Origin of the sequence: Kitasatospora sp. NPDC001547 (assembly GCF_042894165.1) — a bacterium.
In the GTDB taxonomy this organism is placed as follows: Bacteria; Actinomycetota; Actinomycetes; order Streptomycetales; family Streptomycetaceae; genus Kitasatospora.
Map to the genome: position 1 here is coordinate 172785 of NZ_JBIAVL010000011.1, position 21947 is coordinate 194731.

The following is a 21947-nucleotide window of genomic DNA, read 5'->3' on the forward strand; positions in this document are numbered from 1 at the left end:
CCTCGCGGGAGGCCCACCCCGAACATACCGCCCGGCACCGACAGGCCGACCCGATCAGCGCGCGGGCCGGACCACCGCGGCCGAGCCGCCGCCGCGCCGCACCGGTTCGGCGGCGGCCACCCAGCGGCCGTCCGGCAGCCGTTCCACGCCGGTGGCGGCGCCGATCTCGGCGACGCCGGTGAAGCTGTGCCCGAGGCCCTCCAGCGCGGCCCGCTCGGGCAGCGCGAGGAAGCCGGGCTCGGCCTGGGTCGCGGCGGTGTTGCGCTGGCTGGCGCGCGGCGCGGCGATGGCCTGCTCCAGGCTCAGGCCCCGGTCGAGCCGCCCGAGCAGCACCTGGAGGGCGGTGGTGATGATGGTCGCCCCGCCGGGGCTGCCGGTGGCGAGCAGCGGCTCGCCGTCGCGCAGCACGATGGTCGGGGAGAGCGAGGAGCGCGGCCGCTTGCCCGGGCCCGGCAGGTTGGGGTCGGGGACGCCGGGGAAGAGCGGGGCGAAGTTGAAGTCGGTCAGCTCGTTGTTGAGCAGGAAGCCCCGGCCGGGGACGGTGATGCCGCTGCCGCCGGTCTGCTCGATGGTGAGCGTGTACGAGACGATGTTGCCCCAGCGGTCGGCGACCGTCAGGTGGGTGGTGTTGGTGCCCTCGTACGGCTCGGCGACGGCCTGGCCGGTGTCGGCGCAGGGGACCGGGTGGCGCGGGTCGCCGGGGGCGAGCGGGCTGGTGAGCGCGTGGTCCGGGCTGATCAGGCAGGCCCGGGAGGCCGCGTAGCGCTCGGAGAGCAGCTGCCTGGTGGGGACGTCGGTGAAGGCCGGGTCGCCGACCCAGCGGTTGCGGTCGGCGAAGGAGATCCGGGAGGCCTCCAGGAAGTGGTGGTAGTACTGGGTGCCGCTGTACGCCGAGACGTCGCCGCCGTCCTCCAGGATGTTGAGCGCCTCGCCGACGGTGGTGCCGCCGGAGCTGGAGGGGGCGATCCCGTAGACGTCGTAGGCGCCGTGGGAGATGTGGGTGGGCGCCTGGTCGCGGACCCGGTAGTCGGCGAGGTCGGTGGCGTCCACCCTGCCGGGGCGGGCGTTGCGGCCGGAGGCCGGGTCGACCGGCGGGTGCTGCACGGTGTTGACGATGTCACCGGCCAACTCGCCCTGGTAGAAGGCCTTGACGCCGTCCTTGGCGAGCAGCCGGTAGGTGGCTGCGAGGTCGGGGTTGCGCAGCACGCTGCCGACCTCGGGGGGCTTGCCGTTCGGCAGGTAGAGCGCGGCGGTGGCCGGGAAGTCCTTGAACCGGGAGTAGTTGTCGGAGGTCTGGGTGCGGAAGGTGGCGTCCACGACGAAGCCGTTGTCGGCGAGCCGCTCGGCCGGTTCCAGGTTCTGGGCGAGCGAGCGGCTACCCCAGTGGCGCAGCGCGGCGTCCCAGGTGGCGGGGGTGCCCGGGACCCCGACGGCCAGGCCGCTGGTGACGGCGTCGGCGAAGGCCAGCGGCTTGCCGCCCTCCACGAACAGGCCGGCGTCGGCGGTGCGGCCGGCGGTCTCCCGGCCGTCGACGGTGTGCACCCGGCCGGTGGCGTGGTCGTAGTAGACGAAGTACCCGCCGCCGCCGATGCCCGAGGAGTACGGCTCGGTGACCCCGAGGGCCGCGGCGGCGGCGACGGCCGCGTCCACCGCGTTGCCGCCCTTGCGCAGCACCTCGATCCCGGCGGCGGTGGCGTCGGCGTCGACGGTGGCCACCGCCCCGCCCCAGCCCACCGCCTCCGGCACCTTCGAGGGCGGCGCCACGGCGCCGGCCGGCCCGACACCGGACCAGACCAGCGCGGTGGCGAGCAGAAGTGGTGGTGCGAGACGGGTCAGAGCCCTCATCCGAGTCCTCCTGAGTCGACGTCAACTCAGTTGTTCCACAGGAGGGATGATCCGACAACCACACCGCGCCGCTACCAGCGAGTAGTTGACGGGGCGACATGGGACGGGCGGGCGGGTGGGCGGAGGGCGAACAGATGACAGATTTCAGCGAACAGATAACGTCTTCTGTTCGCTGAAACCTGTCATCTGTTCGCTGTCGGCTGTCATCTGTCGACTGTCAGCTGTTCCTCCCCGGGTTCCTCTCCCCCGCCCCGCTACAGCGTGCTGCGCTCCACCCGCCGCCGCTTGATCGTCCGGAAGCGGCGCGCCACCTGGCGGGCCAGGTCGGCCGCGCCGACCAGGCCGGCCTCGTTGCCGAGGGCGGCGTGCACGATGGCGGCCTCCGGGCGGAAGCCGCGTCCGGTGAGCGTGCGGCGGAAGGTGTCCCGGGCCGGGCCGAGCAGCAGGTCGCCGGCCTCGGAGACCCCGCCGCCGATCACGAAGCGGCCCGGGTCCAGCGCGGCGGCCAGGTTGGCGATGCCGACGCCGAGCCAGGTGCCGACCTCGTAGAGCAGCTCGGTCGCGGTCGGGTCGCCGTCCTGGGCGGCCTCGGTGACCAGCGGCCCGGTGATGCCCTCGACCGTGCCGCCCGCCCGGGCCAGCAGCGGCTGCACCACCGGCGACTCCTCGGCCACCAGCTCGCGCGCGTCGCGCACCAGGGCGTTGCCGGAGGAGTACTGCTCCCAGCAGCCCCGGTTGCCGCACGGGCAGCGGTGGCCGCCGGGCAGCACCTGCATGTGCCCGAACTCGCCCGCCAGGCCGTACTTGCCGCGGTCCACGTAGCCGTCGCGGACCACCGCGCCGCCGATGCCGGTGCCCAGGGTGAGCATCACCATGTGGTCCTCGCCGCGCCCGGCGCCGAAGCGCCACTCGGCCCAGGCGGCCGCGTTGGCGTCGTTCTCGACGATCACCGGGAACCGCAGCCGCTCGCTGAGCGCCTCCTGGAGCGGCTCGTTGCGCCAGTTGAGGTGCGGGGCGAACAGCACCTTGGACCGGTCGGCGTCGACCCAGCCGGCCGCGCCGATGCCGACGGCGTGGACGTCGTGCCGGTCGGCGAGCTGGAGCACCAGGTCGACGATGACGTCCTCGACCACCTTGGGGCTCTTGCTCTTGTGCGGCGTGTCCGTGCGCAGCTTCTCCAGCACCTTGCCCTCGCCGTCCACCACCCCGGCGACCACCTTGGTGCCGCCGATGTCGACGCCGATGGTGGGCAGCCGCAGTATCCCGGCGGGCAGGGCGCGGCGGCGGCGCTCGGCGCGCGGGCCGAGGCCGAGCAGGGTGGGCAGGACGGGGGGCCGGGTGCTGCCTTGGGAGCTGGTCACGGCTGCGGACGCTCCTCACGGGGATCGGAATCGCGGTCGTCGGAGTCACGGAACCCGGCACCGGGACCGGATTCGCCGGGGCCGGTGACGGACGGTCGGGCCAGCTCGTGCGAGAGCTCGGCGAGGTCGGAGCCGCCGGCCATCTCGGTGGTGAGCCGTTCGAGGCTGATCTCGGCGCGCGGATGGCTGCCCGCCATCCGGCCCCGCTTGAGCAGCGTGAAGTGGTCGCCGACCAGGTAGGCGTGGTGCGGGTTGTGGGTGATCAGCACGACCCCGAGGCCGGCGTCGCGGGCGGCGGTGACGTACTTGAGCACCACCCCGGACTGCTTGACGCCGAGCGCGGCGGTGGGCTCGTCCAGGATCAGAACCTTGGCGCCGAAGTGCACCGCGCGGGCGATCGCCACGCACTGGCGCTGCCCTCCGGAGAGGGTGCCGATCGGCCGGTCGACGTCCTGCAGGTCGATGCCCATCCGCGCGAGCGCGTCGCGGGTGGTGGCCCGCATCCCGTCGGCGTCCAGCCGCAGGCCGCCCCAGCGGCGCATGCCCTGCTCGGAGCCGAGGAAGAAGTTGCGCCAGACCGGCATCAGCGGGACGACCGCGAGGTCCTGGTAGACGGTGGCGATGCCACGGTCCAGGGCCTGGCGTGGGGAGTCGAGGCGGACCTCCTCGCCGTCCACGGTGTAGCGGCCCTCGTCGTGCCGGTGCAGCCCCGAGATGATCTTGATCAGGGTGGACTTGCCGGCCCCGTTGTCGCCGAGCACGCAGCTGATCTCGCCGGCCCGCAGGGTCAGCGAGACGTCCTGGAGCGCCCGGACGGTGCCGTAGCTCTTGCCGACGCCCTGGAGCGACAGCAGTTCGGCGCCCGGCCCGTCCGTCCTCATGGTGTCCGCCTTCGTCGCGTCCGTGCTCATCGCGGCCCCCGCTCGGCCCGGCGCTTGACGTAGGCGTTCAGCAGCGCGGCCAGCAGCAGCATCGCGCCGAGGAAGAACTTGAACCAGTCCGGGTTCCACTGGGCGTAGATGATGCCCTTGCTGGCCATGCCGAAGATCAGCGCGCCGAGCGCGGAGCCGACCACCGAGCCGTAGCCGCCGGTGATCAGGCAGCCGCCGATGACGGCCGCGACGATGTAGATCAGCTCGTTGCCGACGCCCTCGCCGGACTGCACGGTGTCGAAGGAGAACAGCAGGTGCTGGCCGAGCACCCAGGCGCCGAAGCCGACGCCCAGGTAGAGCACGGTCTTCGTCCGGCGGACCGGCACGCCGACCGCGCGGGCCGCGTCCGCGTCGCCGCCGACCGCGAAGATCCAGTTGCCGAAGCGGGTGCGCAGCAGCACCCAGCTGCCGACGACGAGCAGGCCGAGCCACCACCAGACGGTGGCCTTGACCGTCAGCCCGCCGACGGTCACCTCGGAGGCGAACAGCCAGCGGCAGGCGGCGAAGCCCTCCATGTCGGCGATCGACTTGGTGGAGACGGTGCCGGAGATCGCCTTGGTGACGCCCAGGTTGGCGCCGGTCAGCATCAGGAAGGTGCCGAGCGTGACGATGAAGCTGGGCAGCCTGGTGCGGCCGAGCATCCACCCGTTGAACCAGCCGACGGCCAGCGTGGTCGCCAGCGAGACCAGCACGCCGACCCAGGTCACCGCGGTGAACTGGTAGGAGACCATCGAGGAGGTCAGCGCGGCGGTGGTGACCAGCACGCCGGCCGAGAGGTCGAACTCGCCGCCGATCATCAGCAGCGAGACCGGCACCGCCATGATCCCGATGGTGGAGGCCGCGTACAGCACGGTGCCCAGCGAGGAGACCCGCAGGAAGGGCTCGGCGACGGCGGCGAAGACCAGGAAGACCGCGACGGCGGCGATCAGCGAGCCCAGCTCGGGACGGGCGAGGAACCGCCGCAGGGCCGCCGGGCGGCCGTCGACCAGGCCGTCCTGGGCGAGGAGGTCGGGGGTGCTCACCTGGTCCCCCTCGCGACGTACTCGGCGAGCGCGTCGGCGTTGTCCTTGGTCAGGATCTGCGGACCGGTCTCGACGGGCTTGCCGCCACCGAGCATGTTCAGGTTGTACTTGTACAGCCAGACCAGGTCGACGCCCGTGTAGCCCTGGAGGTAGGGCTGCTGGTCGACGGCGAAGCCGACGCTGCCGGACCTGAGCCCGGACACCACCTGCGTGCCCAGGTCGAAGGTGTCCAGCTCGATGCCGCGGTGGGCGTCCTGGACGGCCTGGAGGCCGGTGGCGGCCATCGGGCCGGAGAGCGTGAGCACGGTGTCGATGGCCGGGTCGGCCTGGAGCTTGGCGGAGATCGCGGCGCGGGCGTCGGGCATGTCGACGCCGTTGACGTAGAGCACCTGGAAGGCGCCCCCGGCCTTGGACTGGGCACCGGAGCAGCGCTGCTCCTGGCCGACGTTGCCCTGCTCGTGGATCACGCAGAGCACGCTCTTGCGCCCGCGCGAGGCCAGCTCGGCACCGGCCGCCCGGCCGGCGGTGGCCTCGTCCTGGCCGATGTGGGTGAGCGCGCCGAACTTCTGCGAGTACTCCTGGCCGGAGTTGATGGTGATCACGGGGATGCCGGCGGCCTTGGCCTTGCCGAGGACGTCGGCCATGGCGTCGCCCTTGGCGAGGGTGACCAGCAGGCCGTCGACCTTCTGGTCGATGGCGGCCTGGACGAGCTGGACCTGGTTCTGGGTCTGCGCGTCGTTGGAGTAGAGGAACGTGATGTTGTCCTTGGCGGCGGCCTGCTCGGCGCCCTTGCGCACGGTGTCCCAGAAGGCGTCGCCGGCTCCGGCGTGGGTCACCATGGCGACCTTCCAGCGCGGGGTGGTGACGGCGCTGCCGCCGGTGGCCGCGGCCTTGGCGCGGGCCTCCTCGGCGCGTCTGCCTCCGGTACTGCTGCAACCGGCCGCGGTGACGGCGAGTGCCAGGACTGCGCACACCGGCCAGAAGCGGTGGGCCGGGCGAAAGCGGGTGATGCTCATCCCCATAGTCTCCCTGCCCGGGTCGCGCGGTATCGCACCGCCTCGCCCGGCGGCCCGGGCGCCCTACCAGGTAAGGTGCCCCGGGGGACCTTTCCTGGTAGTTCGCTGAACATCTGGTCCGGACGGCATCCGTCCGGGTGGCAGACTAGGCGCCGATCCGAATGGGGCGCATCACGGGAAAGTGATGTTCCTCTCAGGTTCCGCACAGATTCGGACGGCAACCGATCACCGGTCCATCACCGTCTGATGCCATTGACGTGCGTTCGGGCGAGTGGGGCCCGGGCGGCGTGCGACCCGGATACGAGAACTCGATGGAACTGACAGGTACGCCATTCCTCCTCCTCACCGTCATCCTGGTGCCGGTGTCCATCACAGTGGCGTTGCTGTTCTGGGGCAAGGTCGGCGGTCCGCGGCCGGTGCGCTACCTCACCCGGATCGTCATGATCATGTTCTGCCAGGTCACGGCCGTCCTGATGGTCTTCGTCATGGTCAACAACGCCAACCTGATCTACGGCAACTGGGACGACCTGCTCGGCACCGGCAACCACGTCCGCGCGGTGCCCGTGGTGGCGCCGGTGGACCCGGCGGCCACCCCGGGGGCCCCGAGCGCCGACGCCGCCAAGGAGCCGCCGAAGATCAAGCAGAGCTTCGGCGGCGTGAACGACCCGCTCGTCCCGAACGACGTGCAGCGGACCGAGCTCAAGGGCCAGGTGTCCGGCGTCGACGGCGAGGTGCTGGTCTGGCTGCCGCCGCAGTACAACGACCCGGCGTTCAAGGACAAGAAGTTCCCCGTGGTCGAGCTGATCCCGGGCTACCCCGGCTCCTCCTCCACCTGGTACGGCACCCTCAAGGTCTCCGAGCAGCTCAAGCCGCTGATGCAGCAGGGCAAGGTCGCCCCGTTCATCCTGGTCTCGCCCCGCACCAAGCTGCTGAACAACCAGGACGCGGGCTGCACCGACATCCCCGGCAAGATCAACGCCGACGCCTGGGTCACCCGCGACGTCCCGCAGATGGTGCTGGACAACTTCCGCGCCGACCCGTCCGCGGACCGCTGGGCGATCGCCGGCTACTCGGCCGGCGCGCACTGCGCGGCCAAGCTGTCGCTGGCCCACCCCAACCGGTACCGGGCCGCCATCGCGATGTCCGGCTACAACGACCCGGCGCAGGAGCCGGACTCCCTGGTCGGCAAGGACGCCAAGCTGCGCGAGGCCAACAACCCGGTCAACATCCTGAAGACCGCCGCGCAGCCGCCGAAGGTCGCCCTGCTGGTCAGCGGTTCCAAGGGGGACGGCTACGAGGACGGCGAGGCGATCCGCGCCGCGGCCAAGGCACCGACCACCGTCCAGGTCGAGGAGGGCTCCGGGCCGCACACCACCGAGCAGTGGAAGAGGATGGTCCCGACCGCCTTCCAGTGGCTGACCTCGGTCATCCCGGTGCAGTAGGCGGCGCGCAGGAGCGAGCCGTACCGGAAGGGCCCGCCGCGACCACGATCGCGGCGGGCCCTTCCGGCTGTCCGGGCGCGGCGTCAGGCCAGCTCCAGCGCCAGGTAGAAGTCCACCCGGTCCTCCAGCCGGGAGAGGTCACGCCCGGTCAGCTCCTCGATCCGGCCGATCCGGTACCGCAGGGTGTTCACGTGGACGTGCAGCTGCCCGGCGCAGCGGGTCCAGGAGCCGTCCGAGCGCAGGAAGGCCTCCAGGGTGCGGACCAGGTCCGCCTGGTGCTCCAGGTCGTACGCGATCACCTTGTCCAGCAGCCGGCCGCGGAAGGCGCGGCGCACCTCGTCCGGGACGGCGGCCAGCAGCAGCACGTGCGAGGCGAGCTCCTCGGGGCCCGCGACGCAGACCCGGCCGACCCGCGAGGCGGCGATCCGGCGGGCGTGCCGGGCCTCCTCCAGGGCGCCCCGCAGGCCGCCGGCCCCGGACGCGGGGGCGGAGACGCCGAGGGTGATCCGGCCCTCCGGGCCGAGTCCGGCCTCCAGCGGGGCGAGCAGTTCGCGCAGTGTGTCGGCGGGCACCGGGACCTCCGGGGCGGGCAGCACCACGACGGCGCCGGTGCCCGTCCCGGCGACCAGGGCGCGGTCGGAGGTGCCGCCGAGCGCCTCCTCCAGCACCGCCCGTACGGTGCCCTCCGGCAGGCCGGTGCCCTCGGCGCTGAGCACCAGCCAGGAGCCCTCCTCCGCCCGGGACCCGGGCTCGGAGCCCGCGTAGCGGGCGGCCATCGCCGAGGACGCGTACAGGGTGCGGCCGATCTCGGCCGGGTCGGCGTCGTGGCGCAGCAGGGCGAGCACCTCGTCGGCGAGCCGGCGGCGCAGCCGGCGGCCCTCGTCGCGGCGGTGGCGCTCGGCGGCGACCAGCCGGGCCAGGTTCTCGGCCAGCTGCTGGCGCTTGGTGGTCCACTCGGTGACGTCGCCGGCCACCGCGAGCACCCAGTCGGCCAGCGGGCAGTCGGACTGCGGGGCGTCGGGCTCGGCGGAGGCGGGCTCGGCGGAGGCGGAGGCGGACGCGGAGACCGAGGCGGGGGCCGGCGCCGGGGCGGGCAGCAGCGAGTAGGTGCCGGCCGCCAGCCGGGCCCGGTGCGGGGGGCGGCGGCGCTGGCGCTGGGCGGCGAGGTGGGCGCGGACCAGCTGGTCGCGGTCCTGGGCGGAGAGCCGGTCGGCGGGGCCGGCGATCACCGCACCGGTCGGGGCGAGCACCCAGCAGTCCAGGTCGAGGTCGCCGCCGAGCAGGTCCAGCACCGCGTCCAGCCCCCCGCCGCCGGCCGCCGAGACCAGCAGGCGGTGCCGGTCGACCAGCGCGGCGAGGTCGGCCGCGCGGTCGGCGGAGACCTGGCGGCCGATGAACTCGGTGACGGTGCCGAAGGCGATGTCGTCGGGGACGGCGAGCAGCGGCATCCGGTGCCGGCGGCAGGCCTCGACCAGGTCCTCGGGCACCGGGCCGACCTCGGCCTCGCCGGCCGCCAGGGCCACCGCGCCGCCGGCCGCCAGGGTGCGGACGAAGCGCTCGGAGTCGGCCGGGACGGTGCGCCAGAGCATGCCGGTGAGCACCAGCTCGCCGCCGTGCAGGTAGCGGCCCGGGTCCTGGAGGTCCGTCGTCATCACGCCGCTGACCTGCCGGTCCAGCTCTTCCTCGGCCGCGAGCAGGCGCAGTCGCGGGGCGCCGGGGGCGAGCAGGTCACGGACGCGCATCCGCGGACTCCTTAACGGGGCTTGGGGGGAGGGATGAAGGGGTAAACGATAGGGCCTGGCCGAGCGGGCGGGCGTTCCGAGTCCGTGGCCCGCGCATCCGGGCCGGATTACGGTCGTAGGTGACACCCCGGCGAACACCTGGGCTGCGGGATTCTCCTCCTTAGAGGAACGTACAGGATGCCGGGCGGGCTCACAGCCGGGGCTTCATGCCATCGGTGACTGCCAGTGGGCCGCGTCACAGCGGTTCACTGGGCGACACGCCGCCGGGCACCCGGCGGGCGACGACTTGAGGAGACACCCGCATGGAGTTCCTTCGGCCCGCCACCTGGGACGAGGCGCTCGCGGCGAAGGCCGAGTACCCGACCGCGCTGCCCCTTTCGGGCGGCACGGACGTCATGGTCGAGCTGAACTTCGACGTGCACCGGCCATCCGCGATCCTCGACCTGAACCGCGTCACCGAACTCACCGCGTGGTCCGACGACGGCGGCGTGGTGCGGCTCGGCGCCGCGGTCCCGTACGCCCGGATCATCGCGGAGCTGTCCGGTCCGCTGCCCGGGCTGGCGCTGGCGGCCCGGACCGTCGGATCGCCGCAGATCCGCAACCGCGGCAGCGTCGGCGGCAACCTCGGCGCGGCCTCCCCGGCCGGCGACTCGCACCCGGCGCTGCTGGCGGCCGGGCGGGACGTGTTCGTCGAGGCGGCTTCGGTGCGCGGCACCCGGCTGATCCCGATCGACGACTTCTACACCGGGGTGAAGCGCAACTGCCTGGCGGCCGACGAGCTGATCCGGGCCGTGCGCGTCCCGGTGGCGGACGGCCCGCAGCAGTTCTCGAAGATCGGCACCCGCAACGCCATGGTGATCGCGGTCTGCGCGTTCGGCTTCGCGCTGCACCCGCGGAACGGGACCGTCGGCACCGGCATCGGTTCGGCCGCCCCCACGCCGCGCCGCGCCGTCGAGGCCGAGGAGTACCTCCGGGGCGTGCTCGCCGAACGCGGCCTGTGGGAGACCGGGGAACCGCTGGGCACCGAGGTGGTCCGGCGCTTCGGCGAGCTGGTGAAGGCCGCGGCCTCGCCGATCGACGACGTCCGGGGCACCGCCGACTACCGCCGGCACGCGCTCGCCGTGATGGCCCGCCGCACCCTCACCTGGACCTGGAACGACTACGGCAAGCAGATCAGGAGCGCGGCATGAGGGTCACTTTCACCGCCAACGGCAAGCCGGTCGAGGCCGACGACGTGTGGGAGGGCGAGAGCCTGCTGTACGTGCTGCGCGAGCGGGTCGGCCTGCCGGGCTCGAAGAACGCCTGCGAGCAGGGAGAGTGCGGCTCCTGCACGGTCTACCTGGACGGCGTCCCGGTCTGCTCCTGCCTGGTCGCGGCCGGCCAGGTGCAGGACCGCGAGGTGCGCACGGTCGAGGGCCTGGGCGCGCCGGACGGCGAACTGGGCCTGGTCCAGCAGGCGTTCGTCGACGCGGGCGCCGTCCAGTGCGGCTTCTGCACCCCCGGCCTGCTGGTGCAGACCGACGCGCTGCTGGCCGACGACCCGCAGCCGAGCGACGACGACATCCGTGAGGCGCTGTCCGGCAACCTGTGCCGCTGCACCGGCTACGAGAAGATCATGGACGCGGTGCGGCTGGCCTCGGCCCGCAAGTGCGCGGGGACGGAGGCCGCGGGATGAGCGAGCGAGCGATCCAGGACGCCCGGACCGTCCGGGGGCAGAAGAACCTCCAGAAGATCCACCAGGCCTCCAAGGACGGCATCGGCGGCTCGCCGCTGCGCCCGGACGGCAACCTGAAGGTCCGGGGCGAGTTCGCCTACTCCTCCGACCTGTGGCACGAGGACATGCTCTGGGGCACGGCGCTGCGCTCGCCGCACGCCCGGGCGAACATCCTCTCGGTGGACGTCTCCGAGGCGCTCACGGTGCCCGGGGTGTACGCGGTGCTGACGCACGAGGACATCCCCGGCTCCAAGTACTACGGCCTGGAGATCCAGGACCAGCCGGCCCTGGCCATCGACAGGGTCCGGCACCAGGGCGAGGCGATCGCACTGGTCGCCGCCGACCACCCGGAGACGGCCCGCCGGGCGGTGCGGAAGATCGCGGTGGAGTACGAGGTGCTCACCCCGATCGTCACCGAGGAGCAGTGCCTCGACCCGGAGACGTACGGGTACGTGCACGAGCCGCACGAGTACAAGTCCCACGCGCACGGCAACATCTGCCACGAGCAGCGGCTGGTCTCCGGACGCGGCGTCACCGACGAGGTACGGGCGCTGGCGGACGTGGTGGTCAGCGGCGACTACGAGGTCGGCATGCAAGACCAGGCCTTCCTCGGCCCGGAGTCCGGCCTCGCGGTGCCCGCCGAGGACGGCGGCATCGACCTCTACATCGCCACCCAGTGGCTGCACGTCGACCGGCAGCAGATGGCGCCGGTGCTCGGCCTGCCGGAGGAGAAGGTCCGGCTCACCCTGGCCGGCGTCGGCGGCGCGTTCGGCGGCCGCGAGGACCTCTCGATGCAGATCCACGCCTGCCTGCTGGCCCTGCGCACCGGCAAGCCGGTCAAGATCGTCTACTCCCGGGACGAGTCCTTCTTCGGCCATGTGCACCGCCACCCGGCGCGGATGCACTACGAGCACGGCGCCACCCGGGACGGGAAGCTGGTCTACGCCGATGCCCGGATCGTGCTGGACGGCGGCGCGTACGCCTCCTCCTCCCCCGCCGTGGTCGGCAACGCGGCCTCGCTCGGGCACGGCCCGTACGTGATCCCGAACGTCCGGATGCACGCCCTCGCGCTGTACAGCAACAACCCCTCCTGCGGGGCGATGCGCGGCTTCGGCGCCGTGCAGGCCGCGTTCGGCTACGAGTCCCAGATGGACAAGCTGGCCGCCGAACTGGGCATGGACCCGGTCGAGTTGCGGCAGCTCAACGCCGTCCGGCAGGGCGACCGGATGCCCACCGGGCAGGAGATCGACGCGCCCGCGCCGGTGGCCGAACTGCTCCGGCGGGCCAAGGAGGCGCCGCTGCCGCCGCCGCTGGACACCGAGCGGCCGGACCTGCGCCGACTGCCCGGCGCGCTGTCCAACACCTCGCACGGCGAGGGGATCGTGCGCGGCGTCGGCTACTCGGTCGGCATCAAGAACGTCGGCTTCTCCGAGGGCTTCGACGACTACTCCACCGCCCGAGTGCGGCTGGAGGCGATCGGCGGCGAGCCGGTCGCCATGGTGCACACCGCGGCGGCCGAGGTCGGCCAGGGCGGCGTCACCGTGCACGCCCAGATCGCCCGCACCGAGCTGGGCGTCGAGCAGGTCACCATCCACCCGGCCAACACCGAGGTGGGGTCGGCCGGTTCGACCTCCGCCTCGCGCCAGACGTACATGACCGGCGGCGCTGTGAAGCTGGCCGCCGAGGCGGTGCGCCGGGAGCTGCTCGACAGGGGCCGGCGGCGCTACGGCTGGACCCACGACGACCTGGCGCTGGCCGGCGGCAAGGTGGTCTCGGCCGCGGCCGGCGTGCTGGTCCCCATCGTCGACCTGCTCGGCGACGAGGCGATCGAGCAGACCCGGGAGCACCACCACCGGCCCACCCGGCCCTTCGACAAGGAGACCGGCCAGGGCTTCGGCCACGTCCAGTACACCTTCTGCGCCAACCGCGCGGTGGTGGACGTGGACGTGGAGCTGGGGCTGGTCAAGGTGGTCGAACTGACCGCCGTCCAGGACGTCGGCAAGGCGCTCAACCCGCTCTCCGTGGTCGGCCAGATCCAGGGCGCCTGCACCCAGGCGCTGGGCCTCGCGGTGATGGAGGAGATCATCGTGCGGGACGGCGAGGTGCGCAACGCCTCCTTCACCGACTACCTGATCCCCACCATCCTGGACACCCCGCCGATCCCGGTCGAGCTGCTCGAACTGCCCGACCCCAACGCGCCGTACGGGCTGCGCGGAGTCGGCGAGGCGCCGACCGTCTCGGCGACGCCGTCCATCGTGGCCGCCATCCGCGCCGCCACCGGGCTGGCGCTCAACCGGATCCCGGTCCGGCCGGAGCACCTGACCACCGAACAGCCCGGCTGACAGCCGGAGTTCGGCTCCCCGGGGCGGTGGCCGCCTTCCCGCCGCCGCACCGCCCCGGGGCACCCCCACCCACCCGCTGCCCTGCCCACGCCGGGGTCCGCAGCGGTGCGCACCGCCTCGCTCGCCCGCCGGGCACTCCCGTCGCCCCGTCGCGCGAGTGCCCCGCCCAGTGAGTCGATACGTCCCCCTGCGCCGCTCCGTCGACCGGCGGCCAGGTCGGCTCGCCCACCCCAACCCCCTTTGACACTTGGGAGTGGACATGCCCAGGATCCCCACGGAGCCCGGCCCCACCGAAGACAGACCCGCTGACGACAGCCCCGCCCCCGACCAGCCCGACGGGGACGGCCCCGCCGGGGAGAACCCCGCCGCCGACCGGCCCGACGGGGACAGGCCCGCCGGCGTCCTGGACGCCTACTTCCGGATCTCGGCCCGGGGATCGACCGTCGCCAACGAACTGCGCGGTGGGCTCACCACCTTCATGGCGATGGCGTACATCATCCTGCTCAACCCGCTCATCCTGGGCGGTGCGGACGCCACCGGCGCGAAGCTGGACCACGCCGCGCTGACCACCGCCACCGCGCTGGCCGCCGCCGTCACCACCGTCCTGATGGGCCTGGTCGGCAACGTGCCGCTCGCCCTCGCCGCCGGGCTCTCCGTCTCCGGAGCGGTCTCCGCGCTGGTCGTCCCGCACACCACCTGGGCGCAGGCCATGGGCCTGTGCGTGATCTACGGCCTGCTGATCGTGCTGCTGGTGGTCTCCGGGCTGCGCGAGCGGATCATGAACGGCATCCCGCTGCCGCTCAAGCACGCGATCACCATCGGCATCGGCCTGTTCGTCACGGTGATCGGCCTGCAGAAGTCCGGCTTCCTGCACACCGGCGGCCCCACCCCGCTCTCGCTCGGCCCGGCCGGGGAGCTGACCGGCTGGCCGGTGCTGGTCTTCTGCGTCACCCTGCTGGCGGTCTTCGTGCTGATGGCGCGCGGCGTCCGCGGCGCGATCCTGATCGGCGTCGCCGGCGGCACCGTGCTCGCGATGGTCGTCAACCGGGTCGCCCACGTGCCGGCCGGGGCCTGGCGGAACTCGGTACCGGTCTGGCCCGGCAGCCCGGTCTCCGCCCCCGACTTCAGCCTGTTCGGCCACGTCGACCTGTTCGGCGCCTTCGGCGGCCACGGCATGGGCGCGATCAGCGCCTCGGTGGCGGTGTTCACCCTGGTGCTGGCCGGCTTCTTCGACGCGATGGCCACCATCATCGGCGTCGGCACCGAGGCCGGACTGGCCGACCGCCGGGGCCGGATGCCCGGGCTGTCCAGGGCGCTGTTCGTCGACGGCGCCGGCGGCGCGGTCGGCGGCCTGGCGGGTGCCTCCGGGCAGACCGTCTTCGTGGAGTCCGCCACCGGTGTCGGCGACGGCGCCCGCACCGGGCTCGCCTCCACCGTCACCGGCGCCCTGTTCGCGCTGATGCTGTTCTTCTCGCCGATCGCCGGGATCGTCCCGGTCGAGGTGGCCTCGGCCGCCCTGGTCGTGATCGGCTCGATGATGATGGGCCAGGCGCGGCACGTCGACTGGTCCGACCGCGAGGTGGCCGTCCCCGCCTTCCTCACCTGCGTGCTGATGCCGTTCACCTACAGCATCACCGCGGGCGTGGCGGCCGGCGTCGTCTCGTACACGGTGATCAAGGCCGGGGTGGGGCGCCGGCGCGAGCCCGGGCCGCTGATGTGGATCCTCACCGCGGTGTTCCTGGTGTACTTCGCGATCGGCCCGGTCAGGGCCTGGCTGGGCGTGCACTAGCGCCCCGTAACCGAGCGCCACCGCCGCCGTACGGGATCGTTTCCCGTACGGCGGCGTCTCCCGCTACTGTCGAAACCGGGTAAGGAGCCTCCATGCAGGACATCGCCGAGCAGCTGCGGGCCTGGCACGCGTCCGGGCGCTCCTTCGCCGTGGCCACCGTGGTCGGCGTCTGCGGCAGCGCACCGCGCGACCCCGGGGCGGCGCTGGCCGTGGACGCGGACGGCGAGGCGGTCGGCAGCGTCTCCGGCGGGTGCGTCGAGGGCGCGGTGTACGAGCTGTGCCAGGCGGCGATCGCCGACGGCCGGCCGGTGCTGGAGCGCTTCGGGTACAGCGACGAGGACGCCTTCGCGGTGGGCCTGACCTGCGGCGGAGTCCTGGACGTGTTCGTCCAGCCGGTGGTGCCGGGGGCCGACGCCGGGCTGGACGCCGGGATCGCCCACCTCGCGGCCGGCACGCCGGTGGCGCTGGTACGGGTGATCGCCGGGCCGGACGGGCTGCTCGGGGCCGCGCTGGCGGTCACCGCCGACGGGGTCGACGGCGCGCTCTCCCCGACGCCCTCCACGGTCGGCGGGCTGGAACGGGCGCTCGTCGCGCAGGCCCGGGCGATGCTGGAGGCCGGACGCACCGGCCGGATCGTGCTCGGCCTGGACGGACGCCCCTGCGACCGGCACGGGCGGGGCACCGTCACCTGCTTCGTCGAGTCGTACGTGCCGGCGCCCCGGATGCTGGTGTTCGGGGCGATCGACTTCGCGGCCGCGGTGGTGCGGATCGGCAGGTTCCTCGGCTACCACGTGACCGTCTGCGACGCCCGGCCGGTCTTCGCCACCGCCCGCCGCTTCCCCGAGGCCGACGAGGTGGTGGTCGACTGGCCGCACCGCTACCTGGACTCCCAGCTCGACCGGATCGACGGGCGCACCGTGCTGTGCGTGCTCACCCACGACGCCAAGTTCGACATCCCGCTGCTGGAGCGCGCCCTGCGGCTGCCGGTCGGCTACGTCGGCGCGATGGGCTCGCGCCGCACCCACCGGGACCGCGCGGCCCGGCTGCGCGAGGCGGGGCTGACCGAGGCCGAACTGGCCCGGCTGCGCTCCCCGATCGGCCTGGACCTCGGCTCCCGCACCCCGGAGGAGACGGCGGTGTCGGTCGCCGCCGAGATCGTCGCCCACCGCCGCGGCGGCAGCTGCCTGCCGCTGAGCGCCTCGCACGGGCCGATCCACCACGACGCGTCGCGAACGGCGACGGAGGGTGACGCGACCGGCGGACCGACTCCCAGTACCCACGCGGCCTGAGCCGAAACGGCTCCGGCGCCACTCACGTTGCGTGATCACCATCGCGGCGGGAGGCTGGAGTTGCGGACTCGCCCCGAGCCCGGGGAAGGAGCGGGGATCATGCGCGCCCTGCTGGAAATCGAACTCGACACGCCGACGGGTAACCAGGCCATCAACGACGGGTCGATGGCCGAAGGCATCAAGCAGTCGCTGGCCCAACTCCAACCGGAGGCCGCCTACTTCCTGGCGCGCAACGGGCATCGCACCATGATCGTCGTCGTCGACGTCCAGGACGAGGCCTCGCTGCCGTCCCTCGTCGAGCCGTTCTGGTTGCAGGCGAACGCCAAGGTCGACCTGCACATCTGCATGAACGCCGACGAACTGCTGGAAGGCCTGGGGCGGTTGAGTTCCTGAGCCCCCGGCCGGTCGCCCGGCGCCGGCCTCACGCCGAATCCCGCCACGACCGCGCCGGTCATCCGGTCCATCGGCCGCCGGGCGGTTGTCGTCTCCACGGGCCTCGATGCGCTCACCGCCCCGGGCGGCCCCCTGCGGCCGCCCGGGGCGCGCCCCGTCCGCGGCCCCGGTCAGGTGACGTTGAGGCGGGCGGCGAGGCGCAGCAGGCCGGGGCTGAGGCGGGAGAGGAGTCGGGCGGCCTTGGCCTCGGGGGTGACGGGGACGACGGGCCTGCCGGTGCGGACGGCGGTGAGGATGGCGCTCGCGACCTTCTCCGGCGGGAAGCCGCGGCGGGCGTAGAGCTTCGCGGCGCGGGCCTGCTTGGCGGCCTGCTCGGTGGAGGTGGTGGCGGAGAAGGTGGAGGTGCGGGTGATGTTGGTGTTGACGATGCCGGGGCAGATGGTGGAGACCCCGATGCCGTGGCCGACGAACTCGGCGCGCAGGCAGTCGGAGAGCATGAACACCGCGGCCTTGCTGGTGGCGTAGGCGGTGAGCGCCTTGGACGGCAGGTACGCGGCGGCGGAGGAGACGTTGACGATGTGGCCGCCCTGGCCGCGGTCGGCCATCAGGGCGCCGAAGGCGCGGCAGCCGTGGATCACGCCCCACAGGTTGACGTCCAGGACCCGCTGCCACTCCTTCTCGGTGGTCTGCAGGAACGTCCCGGAGTGGCCGACGCCCGCGTTGTTGACCATCACGTCGGGCACCCCGTGCTCGGCGGCGACGGTCCGCGCGAAGTCGTCCATCGCGGCGCCGTCCGAGACGTCCACCCGGTAGGCGTGGGCCTCCGGGCCGATCAGCGAGGCGAGTTCGGCGGTGCGCTCGGCGGCCGCGAGGTCGAGGTCGCAGACCACCACCCGGGCGCCGTCCTCGGCGAAGGCCAGCGCGGTGGCCCGGCCGATGCCGCTGCCGCCGCCGGTGACCACGACCAGCCGGCCGTCGCCCTCCGCCGGCCGGGCCTGACCCGCGTCGACGCGGGCGGTGAACTCGCGGACCATTCCGGCCACGGTGGCTCCCTTCTCCAGCAGCGCCGACCAGTGGCCGGCGTGCAGCGTCCTGCGGGTCAGGTCGGGCACCCAGCGCTCCAACCCCTCGGAGAGGTAGGTGCCGACGTACCGGTCCCGGGTGAGGGTGATCAGCTGGACCGGCACCGCCGTCGGCCGCTCGCGCGGACTGCCCATGGTGGGACGGAAGTTGGCCCGGTACAGCTCGATGCCGCGGACCGCGTCGCGGCGCAGCGTGGGCTGCGGGTGGTCGGCGCGCGGGCTGACGTGCTCCAGGTCGCGCAGCACCCGCGGCCAGGCCCGGGCGAGGCCGAGGCGCCAGATGCCGGGGGCGAGGTAGGGCAGGTGGAAGGCGGTGATGTACCAGGAGTGCAGGCCCTGGTGCAGCAGCTGCCCGAGGTGGCGCGGGGTGGGGCGGCGCAGCCGGTGGCGCAGCCAGTAGCCCATGTGGTCCAGGCTGGGGCCGGACAGGGTGGTGTACGAGGCGATCCGGCGTTCGGCGCCGGGGGCGGTGACGGCCTCCCAGGACTGGATCGAGCCCCAGTCGTGGGCGACCAGGTGCACCGGGCGGTCCGGGCTGACCGCGTCGGCGACGGCGGACAGGTCCTCGGCGAGGTGCTCCAGGCGGTAGCCGGACCGGTCGGCGGGGGCCGCGGACTCGCCGGCGCCGCGCACGTCGTAGCGGACCACGTGGTGGTCGCGGGCGAGGTCGGCGGCGATGTCGTCCCAGACGACGTGGGAGTCGGGGTAGCCGTGCACGAGGAGGACGGTGGGGGCGGCCGGGTCGCCCTGCTCGAAGACGGCGAGCGGCAGGCCACCGGAGTGGACGGTCCGGCGGCGGACCGGGGGCGCCGCCGGGGGTTCGGGCCGGCTCGTCATCGGGCGTGTCATCGGGTGGCCTCCAGGGTGGTCGGCGCGGCGGCGGTCGGGGCGGCGGCGGTCGGGGCGGCGGCGGCCGGGGCGGCGGCGGTCCGGGCGGTGACAGTCTGCTCGGTGGCGGCGGTCCAGCGGCGGACGTGCGGCAGGTCGTCGTCGAGCCAGTAGGCGTCGTCCTCGGTGACCACCAGCAGCTCCTCGAACTTGATGCCCACGCCCCGGAAGCCGATGTGCGGCTCGACCGCCCACAGGCCCGGGGTGGGCGCGTGCCGGGACGCCCGGCCGTCCGCCCAGAGCGGCGAACGGCCGTGCAGCCGCTCGGAGACGAGCTCGCGGCCGAGCGTCTGGAGGGTGCGCACGCCGAAGCCGAAGACGTTCACCCCGGCCGGGCCGCGCGCGGTGTTCCGGGTGACCTGGTGGCCGATCACCCGGCCCGGGTAGACCTGGTGCCGGTTGTCGTAGCCGTGCGCGGCGATCTGGGCGTCCACCGCCGCGTACACCTCGGCGAGCGGCTTGCGGGCCCGCACCTCGTCGAGGATCAGCTCGCGGTAGACCCGCAGGTCGGCGGCCAGGCGGTCCCAGACGCGGTTCTCGCCGACCTTGCCGCCGTAGCCGATGTCGGCGGTGTAGCCGTCCACCACGGGCGCGCAGTCCAGCACGTACGGCATGCCCTCCTCCAGGCGCCGGTTGCCGGCGAAGAACTGGAGCGGGGTGTGGAAGTGCCGGAACGCCGTCCGGTCGCCGAACCAGGCGAAGGGGACGTGGAAGAAGTCCTGCACCCCGGCGGCGACCAGGCGGCGGCGCAGCTCGGCGGTGGCCTGCCGTTCGGTGACCCCGGGTTCGATCCAGGCGGCGACCTGTTCGGCGCAGTGGTAGGCGAGCTGCTGGGTCTCGCGGAAGCGGGTGAGGTCGCGCTCGGTGTAGCGGAAGGCGGGGGTCGCTTTCGCCATGGCAGGGCTCCTTCTAGAGGTCGAGCACGAGGGTCTCGCCCTCGGCGGCCCGGGAGACGCAGGGCAGCAGGGCGCCGGCGGCACGCTGCTCGGGGGTGAGGCGGCGGTCCCGGTGGTCGGGCGGGCCGGCCAGCACCCGGACCTCGCAGGTGCCGCAGAAGCCCTGGTGGCAGGAGTACGGGAGGTCCGGGCGGGCCTCGCGCAGTACGTCCAGGGCGGAGCGGTCGGCGGGGACGTCCAGGGTCGGACCGTCGGTGCCGAGGCGGACGGCGAACGGCTCGCCGTCGGTCACCGGGGCGGCGCCGAAGCGCTCGAAGTGCAGGGAGGCGGCCGGGGAGTCGTCCAGGGCCCGCTGCACGGCGGTGAGCATCGGGGCCGGACCGCAGCAGTAGACGGCGGCGCCGCGCGGGGCGTGGGCGAGCAGTTCGGCGCCGGTGGGAACGCCGCCGTGCTCGTCGTCGGTGCGCAGCACCACCCGGTGCGGGTCGAGGGCGCGCAGCTCGTCGGTGTACGGCAGGGTGTCGGCACTGCGGCCGACGTGCACCAGGCGCCAGTCCAGGCCGTGCCGCTGGGCCTCGCGGGCCATCGGGAGCAGTGGGGTGATGCCGATGCCGCCGGCCAGCAGGAGGACGGCGGGCTCGGCGCAGAAGGCGAAGCCGTTGCGCGGGCGGCGGGCGGTGAGCCGGGTGCCGGGGTGCAGGGCGTCGTGGACCTCGACGGACCCGCCGCCGCCCTGGGGCAGCCGCCGGACGGCGATGCGGTAGGCGGCGCGGTCGGCCGGGTCGCCGCTGAGGGAGTAGTGGCGGTCGCGGCCGGAGGGCAGGACGAGGCGCAGGTGGGCGCCGGGCTGCCAGCCGGGCAGCGGGCCGCCGGAGGGGTCGGCCAGGCGCAGTTCGACGACGTCGGCGGCCAGTTCGCGGCGCCCGGCGACGACCAGCTGGAGCGGCGGGGTGGGGCGGCTGAGCGGGCGGCGGGGGTTGCGGCGCAGCAGCGGGCCGCCGAGGGCCGGGGAGTAGCGGTCGCCGAAGGCGGTGAGCCGGCGCATGAAGCCGTCGGCGCGGGGGCGGCCGTAGAGGTCGGGGGGCGGGGTGAGCAGGTCCATCCGGCGGCGTCCTTGGGGGTGGGGAGGGAGGAGGACCGGGCTCAGCGCCCGGCGGCCGCGCGGGCGGCCGGGGAGGTGGCGAGGTAGCCCAGCGCCTGGCTGGACGAGCCCTCCTGGGTCGGGTGGTAGCCCGGCCGCAGGTAGCGCAGCCCGGAGCGGACCGACTTGACCGGGTCCGGCAGCAGTCCGCGCCTGGCGATCCGTCCCGCCTCCCGCCAGGTGGGCTTGAGCCGCCCCTCCAGGGTGGGGTCGGCGGCGAGCAGGAAGCGGGCGCCGCGCACCCAGAGGTGGACCAGCAGCGGCCCGGAGACCACCATGCCGCGCACCCGGCGCAGGTAGCCCGGGTCCAGGTGGACCATCAGGTCGTAGGCGACGCTGCGGTGCTCGACCTCCTCCGCGCCGTGCCAGCGCAGCAGGTCCAGCATCGTCGGGTCGGCCTTGGCCCGGTCCAGGCCCGGGGAGTTGAGCGCCCAGTTGCCGAGGAAGGCGGTGAAGTGCTCGATCGCCGCGATGAAGGCGACCCGCTCGATGACGTTCTCCCGCTGCCGGGCCGGCGTCAGCCCCGGCTTGTCGCCGAGCACGCGCTGGAACAGCCAGGCGATCTGCCGGACGTACGGCCGCGGGTCGAGCCCCTGGCCGAGCAGGTGGTCCAGGACCTCCTGGTGCGCCTCGGCGTGGATGGCCTCCTGCCCGATGAACCCGAGGACCTCCTCGCGCAGTTGGTCGTCCCGGATCAGCGGCAGCGCCTCCTTGAACACCTTGACGAACCACCGCTCCCCCTCGGGCAGCAGCAGGTGCAGCACGTTGATGACGTGGGTGGCCATCGGCTCGTCCGGGATCCAGTGCAGCGGCAGCCGGGACCAGTCGAAGCGGACGTCCCGGGGTTCCAGGACGAGGCTGTCGTGCACGCGCGCGGCGGGGGCGGCGAGGGCGGGGACGGGGGTGGAACGGGGCATGGCAGGCCCTCCTGACCTGGGGGCGGCGGCTCGGCTCCAGGGAAACGTACTCGCGGGTAGCCGTGGGGACAAGGGTTTCGGGCGGGTCTTATCGACATCGAGTCTAATAACTGCCGGACGCCGGGCCCCGACCGGG

The 21947-nt window shown here is 73.8% G+C and carries 17 protein-coding genes; 7 read left to right on the forward strand and 10 right to left on the reverse strand.

Going from position 1 to position 21947, the window contains the following annotated elements; all coding sequences use genetic code 11:
* Positions 1-54 precede the first annotated feature (54 nt).
* The 5 genes from ggt to ACFY0X_RS21450 form a co-directional block, all read right to left on the reverse strand.
* Positions 55-1845, reverse strand: coding sequence for a gamma-glutamyltransferase (ggt, locus tag ACFY0X_RS21430; RefSeq protein WP_387756741.1), 1791 nt, complete (start codon positions 1843-1845; stop codon positions 55-57).
* A 254-nt stretch (positions 1846-2099) separates the two neighbouring features.
* Positions 2100-3206 (reverse strand): ROK family glucokinase, encoded by a 1107-nt coding sequence (locus tag ACFY0X_RS21435; protein WP_387756742.1) that lies wholly within the window; start codon positions 3204-3206, stop codon positions 2100-2102.
* On the reverse strand, positions 3203-4087 hold the full coding sequence (locus ACFY0X_RS21440; protein ID WP_387756826.1) for an ATP-binding cassette domain-containing protein: 885 nt from the start codon (positions 4085-4087) through the stop codon (positions 3203-3205). The genes ACFY0X_RS21435 and ACFY0X_RS21440 overlap by 4 nt, the downstream gene beginning before the upstream one ends.
* A gap of 26 nt (positions 4088-4113) precedes the next feature.
* Positions 4114-5160 (reverse strand): ABC transporter permease, encoded by a 1047-nt coding sequence (locus tag ACFY0X_RS21445; protein WP_387756743.1) that lies wholly within the window; start codon positions 5158-5160, stop codon positions 4114-4116.
* Positions 5157-6176, reverse strand: coding sequence for a substrate-binding domain-containing protein (locus ACFY0X_RS21450; RefSeq protein ID WP_387756744.1), 1020 nt, complete (start codon positions 6174-6176; stop codon positions 5157-5159). The genes ACFY0X_RS21445 and ACFY0X_RS21450 overlap by 4 nt, the downstream gene beginning before the upstream one ends.
* Positions 6177-6538: 362 nt before the next feature.
* On the opposite strand from ACFY0X_RS21450, the gene ACFY0X_RS21455 reads away from it, so the two are divergent.
* The gene (locus ACFY0X_RS21455) at positions 6539-7618 is read left to right on the forward strand and encodes an alpha/beta hydrolase (protein ID WP_387756745.1); all 1080 of its coding nucleotides are present in this window, start codon (positions 6539-6541) and stop codon (positions 7616-7618) included.
* An 83-nt stretch (positions 7619-7701) separates the two neighbouring features.
* Here the strand turns inward: ACFY0X_RS21455 and ACFY0X_RS21460 are convergent, their stop codons facing one another.
* The gene (locus tag ACFY0X_RS21460; protein ID WP_387756746.1) at positions 7702-9360 is read right to left on the reverse strand and encodes a PucR family transcriptional regulator; all 1659 of its coding nucleotides are present in this window, start codon (positions 9358-9360) and stop codon (positions 7702-7704) included.
* Between the two features lie 302 nt (positions 9361-9662).
* Here ACFY0X_RS21460 and ACFY0X_RS21465 point away from each other — a divergent pair, with 302 nt between their 5' ends.
* The 6 genes from ACFY0X_RS21465 to ACFY0X_RS21490 all read left to right on the forward strand — a co-directional run bounded on the left by ACFY0X_RS21465 (position 9663) and on the right by ACFY0X_RS21490 (position 16887).
* A complete protein-coding gene (locus tag ACFY0X_RS21465) occupies positions 9663-10550 on the forward strand; it encodes an FAD binding domain-containing protein (protein WP_387756747.1) in 888 nt (295 codons plus the stop codon).
* Positions 10547-11035, forward strand: coding sequence for a (2Fe-2S)-binding protein (locus ACFY0X_RS21470; protein ID WP_387756748.1), 489 nt, complete (start codon positions 10547-10549; stop codon positions 11033-11035). The genes ACFY0X_RS21465 and ACFY0X_RS21470 overlap by 4 nt, the downstream gene beginning before the upstream one ends.
* Complete coding sequence (pucD, locus tag ACFY0X_RS21475; protein WP_387756749.1) at positions 11032-13416, forward strand: xanthine dehydrogenase subunit D; 2385 nt, start codon at positions 11032-11034, stop codon at positions 13414-13416. Before ACFY0X_RS21470 ends, pucD begins: the two co-directional genes overlap by 4 nt.
* A 259-nt stretch (positions 13417-13675) precedes the next feature.
* Entirely contained in the window at positions 13676-15205 is a 1530-nt protein-coding gene (locus tag ACFY0X_RS21480; protein WP_387756750.1) for an NCS2 family permease, read from the forward strand.
* A 92-nt stretch (positions 15206-15297) separates the two neighbouring features.
* On the forward strand, positions 15298-16494 hold the full coding sequence (locus tag ACFY0X_RS21485; protein ID WP_387756751.1) for an XdhC family protein: 1197 nt from the start codon (positions 15298-15300) through the stop codon (positions 16492-16494).
* Positions 16495-16593: 99 nt separating this feature from the next.
* On the forward strand, positions 16594-16887 hold the full coding sequence (locus tag ACFY0X_RS21490; RefSeq protein ID WP_387756752.1) for a hypothetical protein: 294 nt from the start codon (positions 16594-16596) through the stop codon (positions 16885-16887).
* Positions 16888-17057: 170 nt separating this feature from the next.
* On the opposite strand, the gene ACFY0X_RS21495 is transcribed toward ACFY0X_RS21490, so the two are convergent.
* The 4 genes from ACFY0X_RS21495 to ACFY0X_RS21510 are packed head-to-tail and all read right to left on the reverse strand — an operon-like array spanning position 17058 to position 21811.
* Positions 17058-18806 carry an SDR family oxidoreductase gene (locus ACFY0X_RS21495; protein ID WP_387756753.1) on the reverse strand — a complete coding sequence of 583 codons (1749 nt, stop codon included), beginning with the start codon at positions 18804-18806 and terminating at the stop codon, positions 17058-17060.
* 8 nt (positions 18807-18814) lie between these two features.
* On the reverse strand, positions 18815-19753 hold the full coding sequence (locus tag ACFY0X_RS21500) for a M24 family metallopeptidase (RefSeq protein ID WP_387756754.1): 939 nt from the start codon (positions 19751-19753) through the stop codon (positions 18815-18817).
* A 13-nt stretch (positions 19754-19766) separates the two neighbouring features.
* Entirely contained in the window at positions 19767-20855 is a 1089-nt protein-coding gene (locus tag ACFY0X_RS21505; RefSeq protein ID WP_387756755.1) for a PDR/VanB family oxidoreductase, read from the reverse strand.
* Positions 20856-20896: 41 nt separating this feature from the next.
* On the reverse strand, positions 20897-21811 hold the full coding sequence (locus ACFY0X_RS21510; protein ID WP_387756756.1) for a metal-dependent hydrolase: 915 nt from the start codon (positions 21809-21811) through the stop codon (positions 20897-20899).
* Positions 21812-21947: the final 136 nt, after the last annotated feature.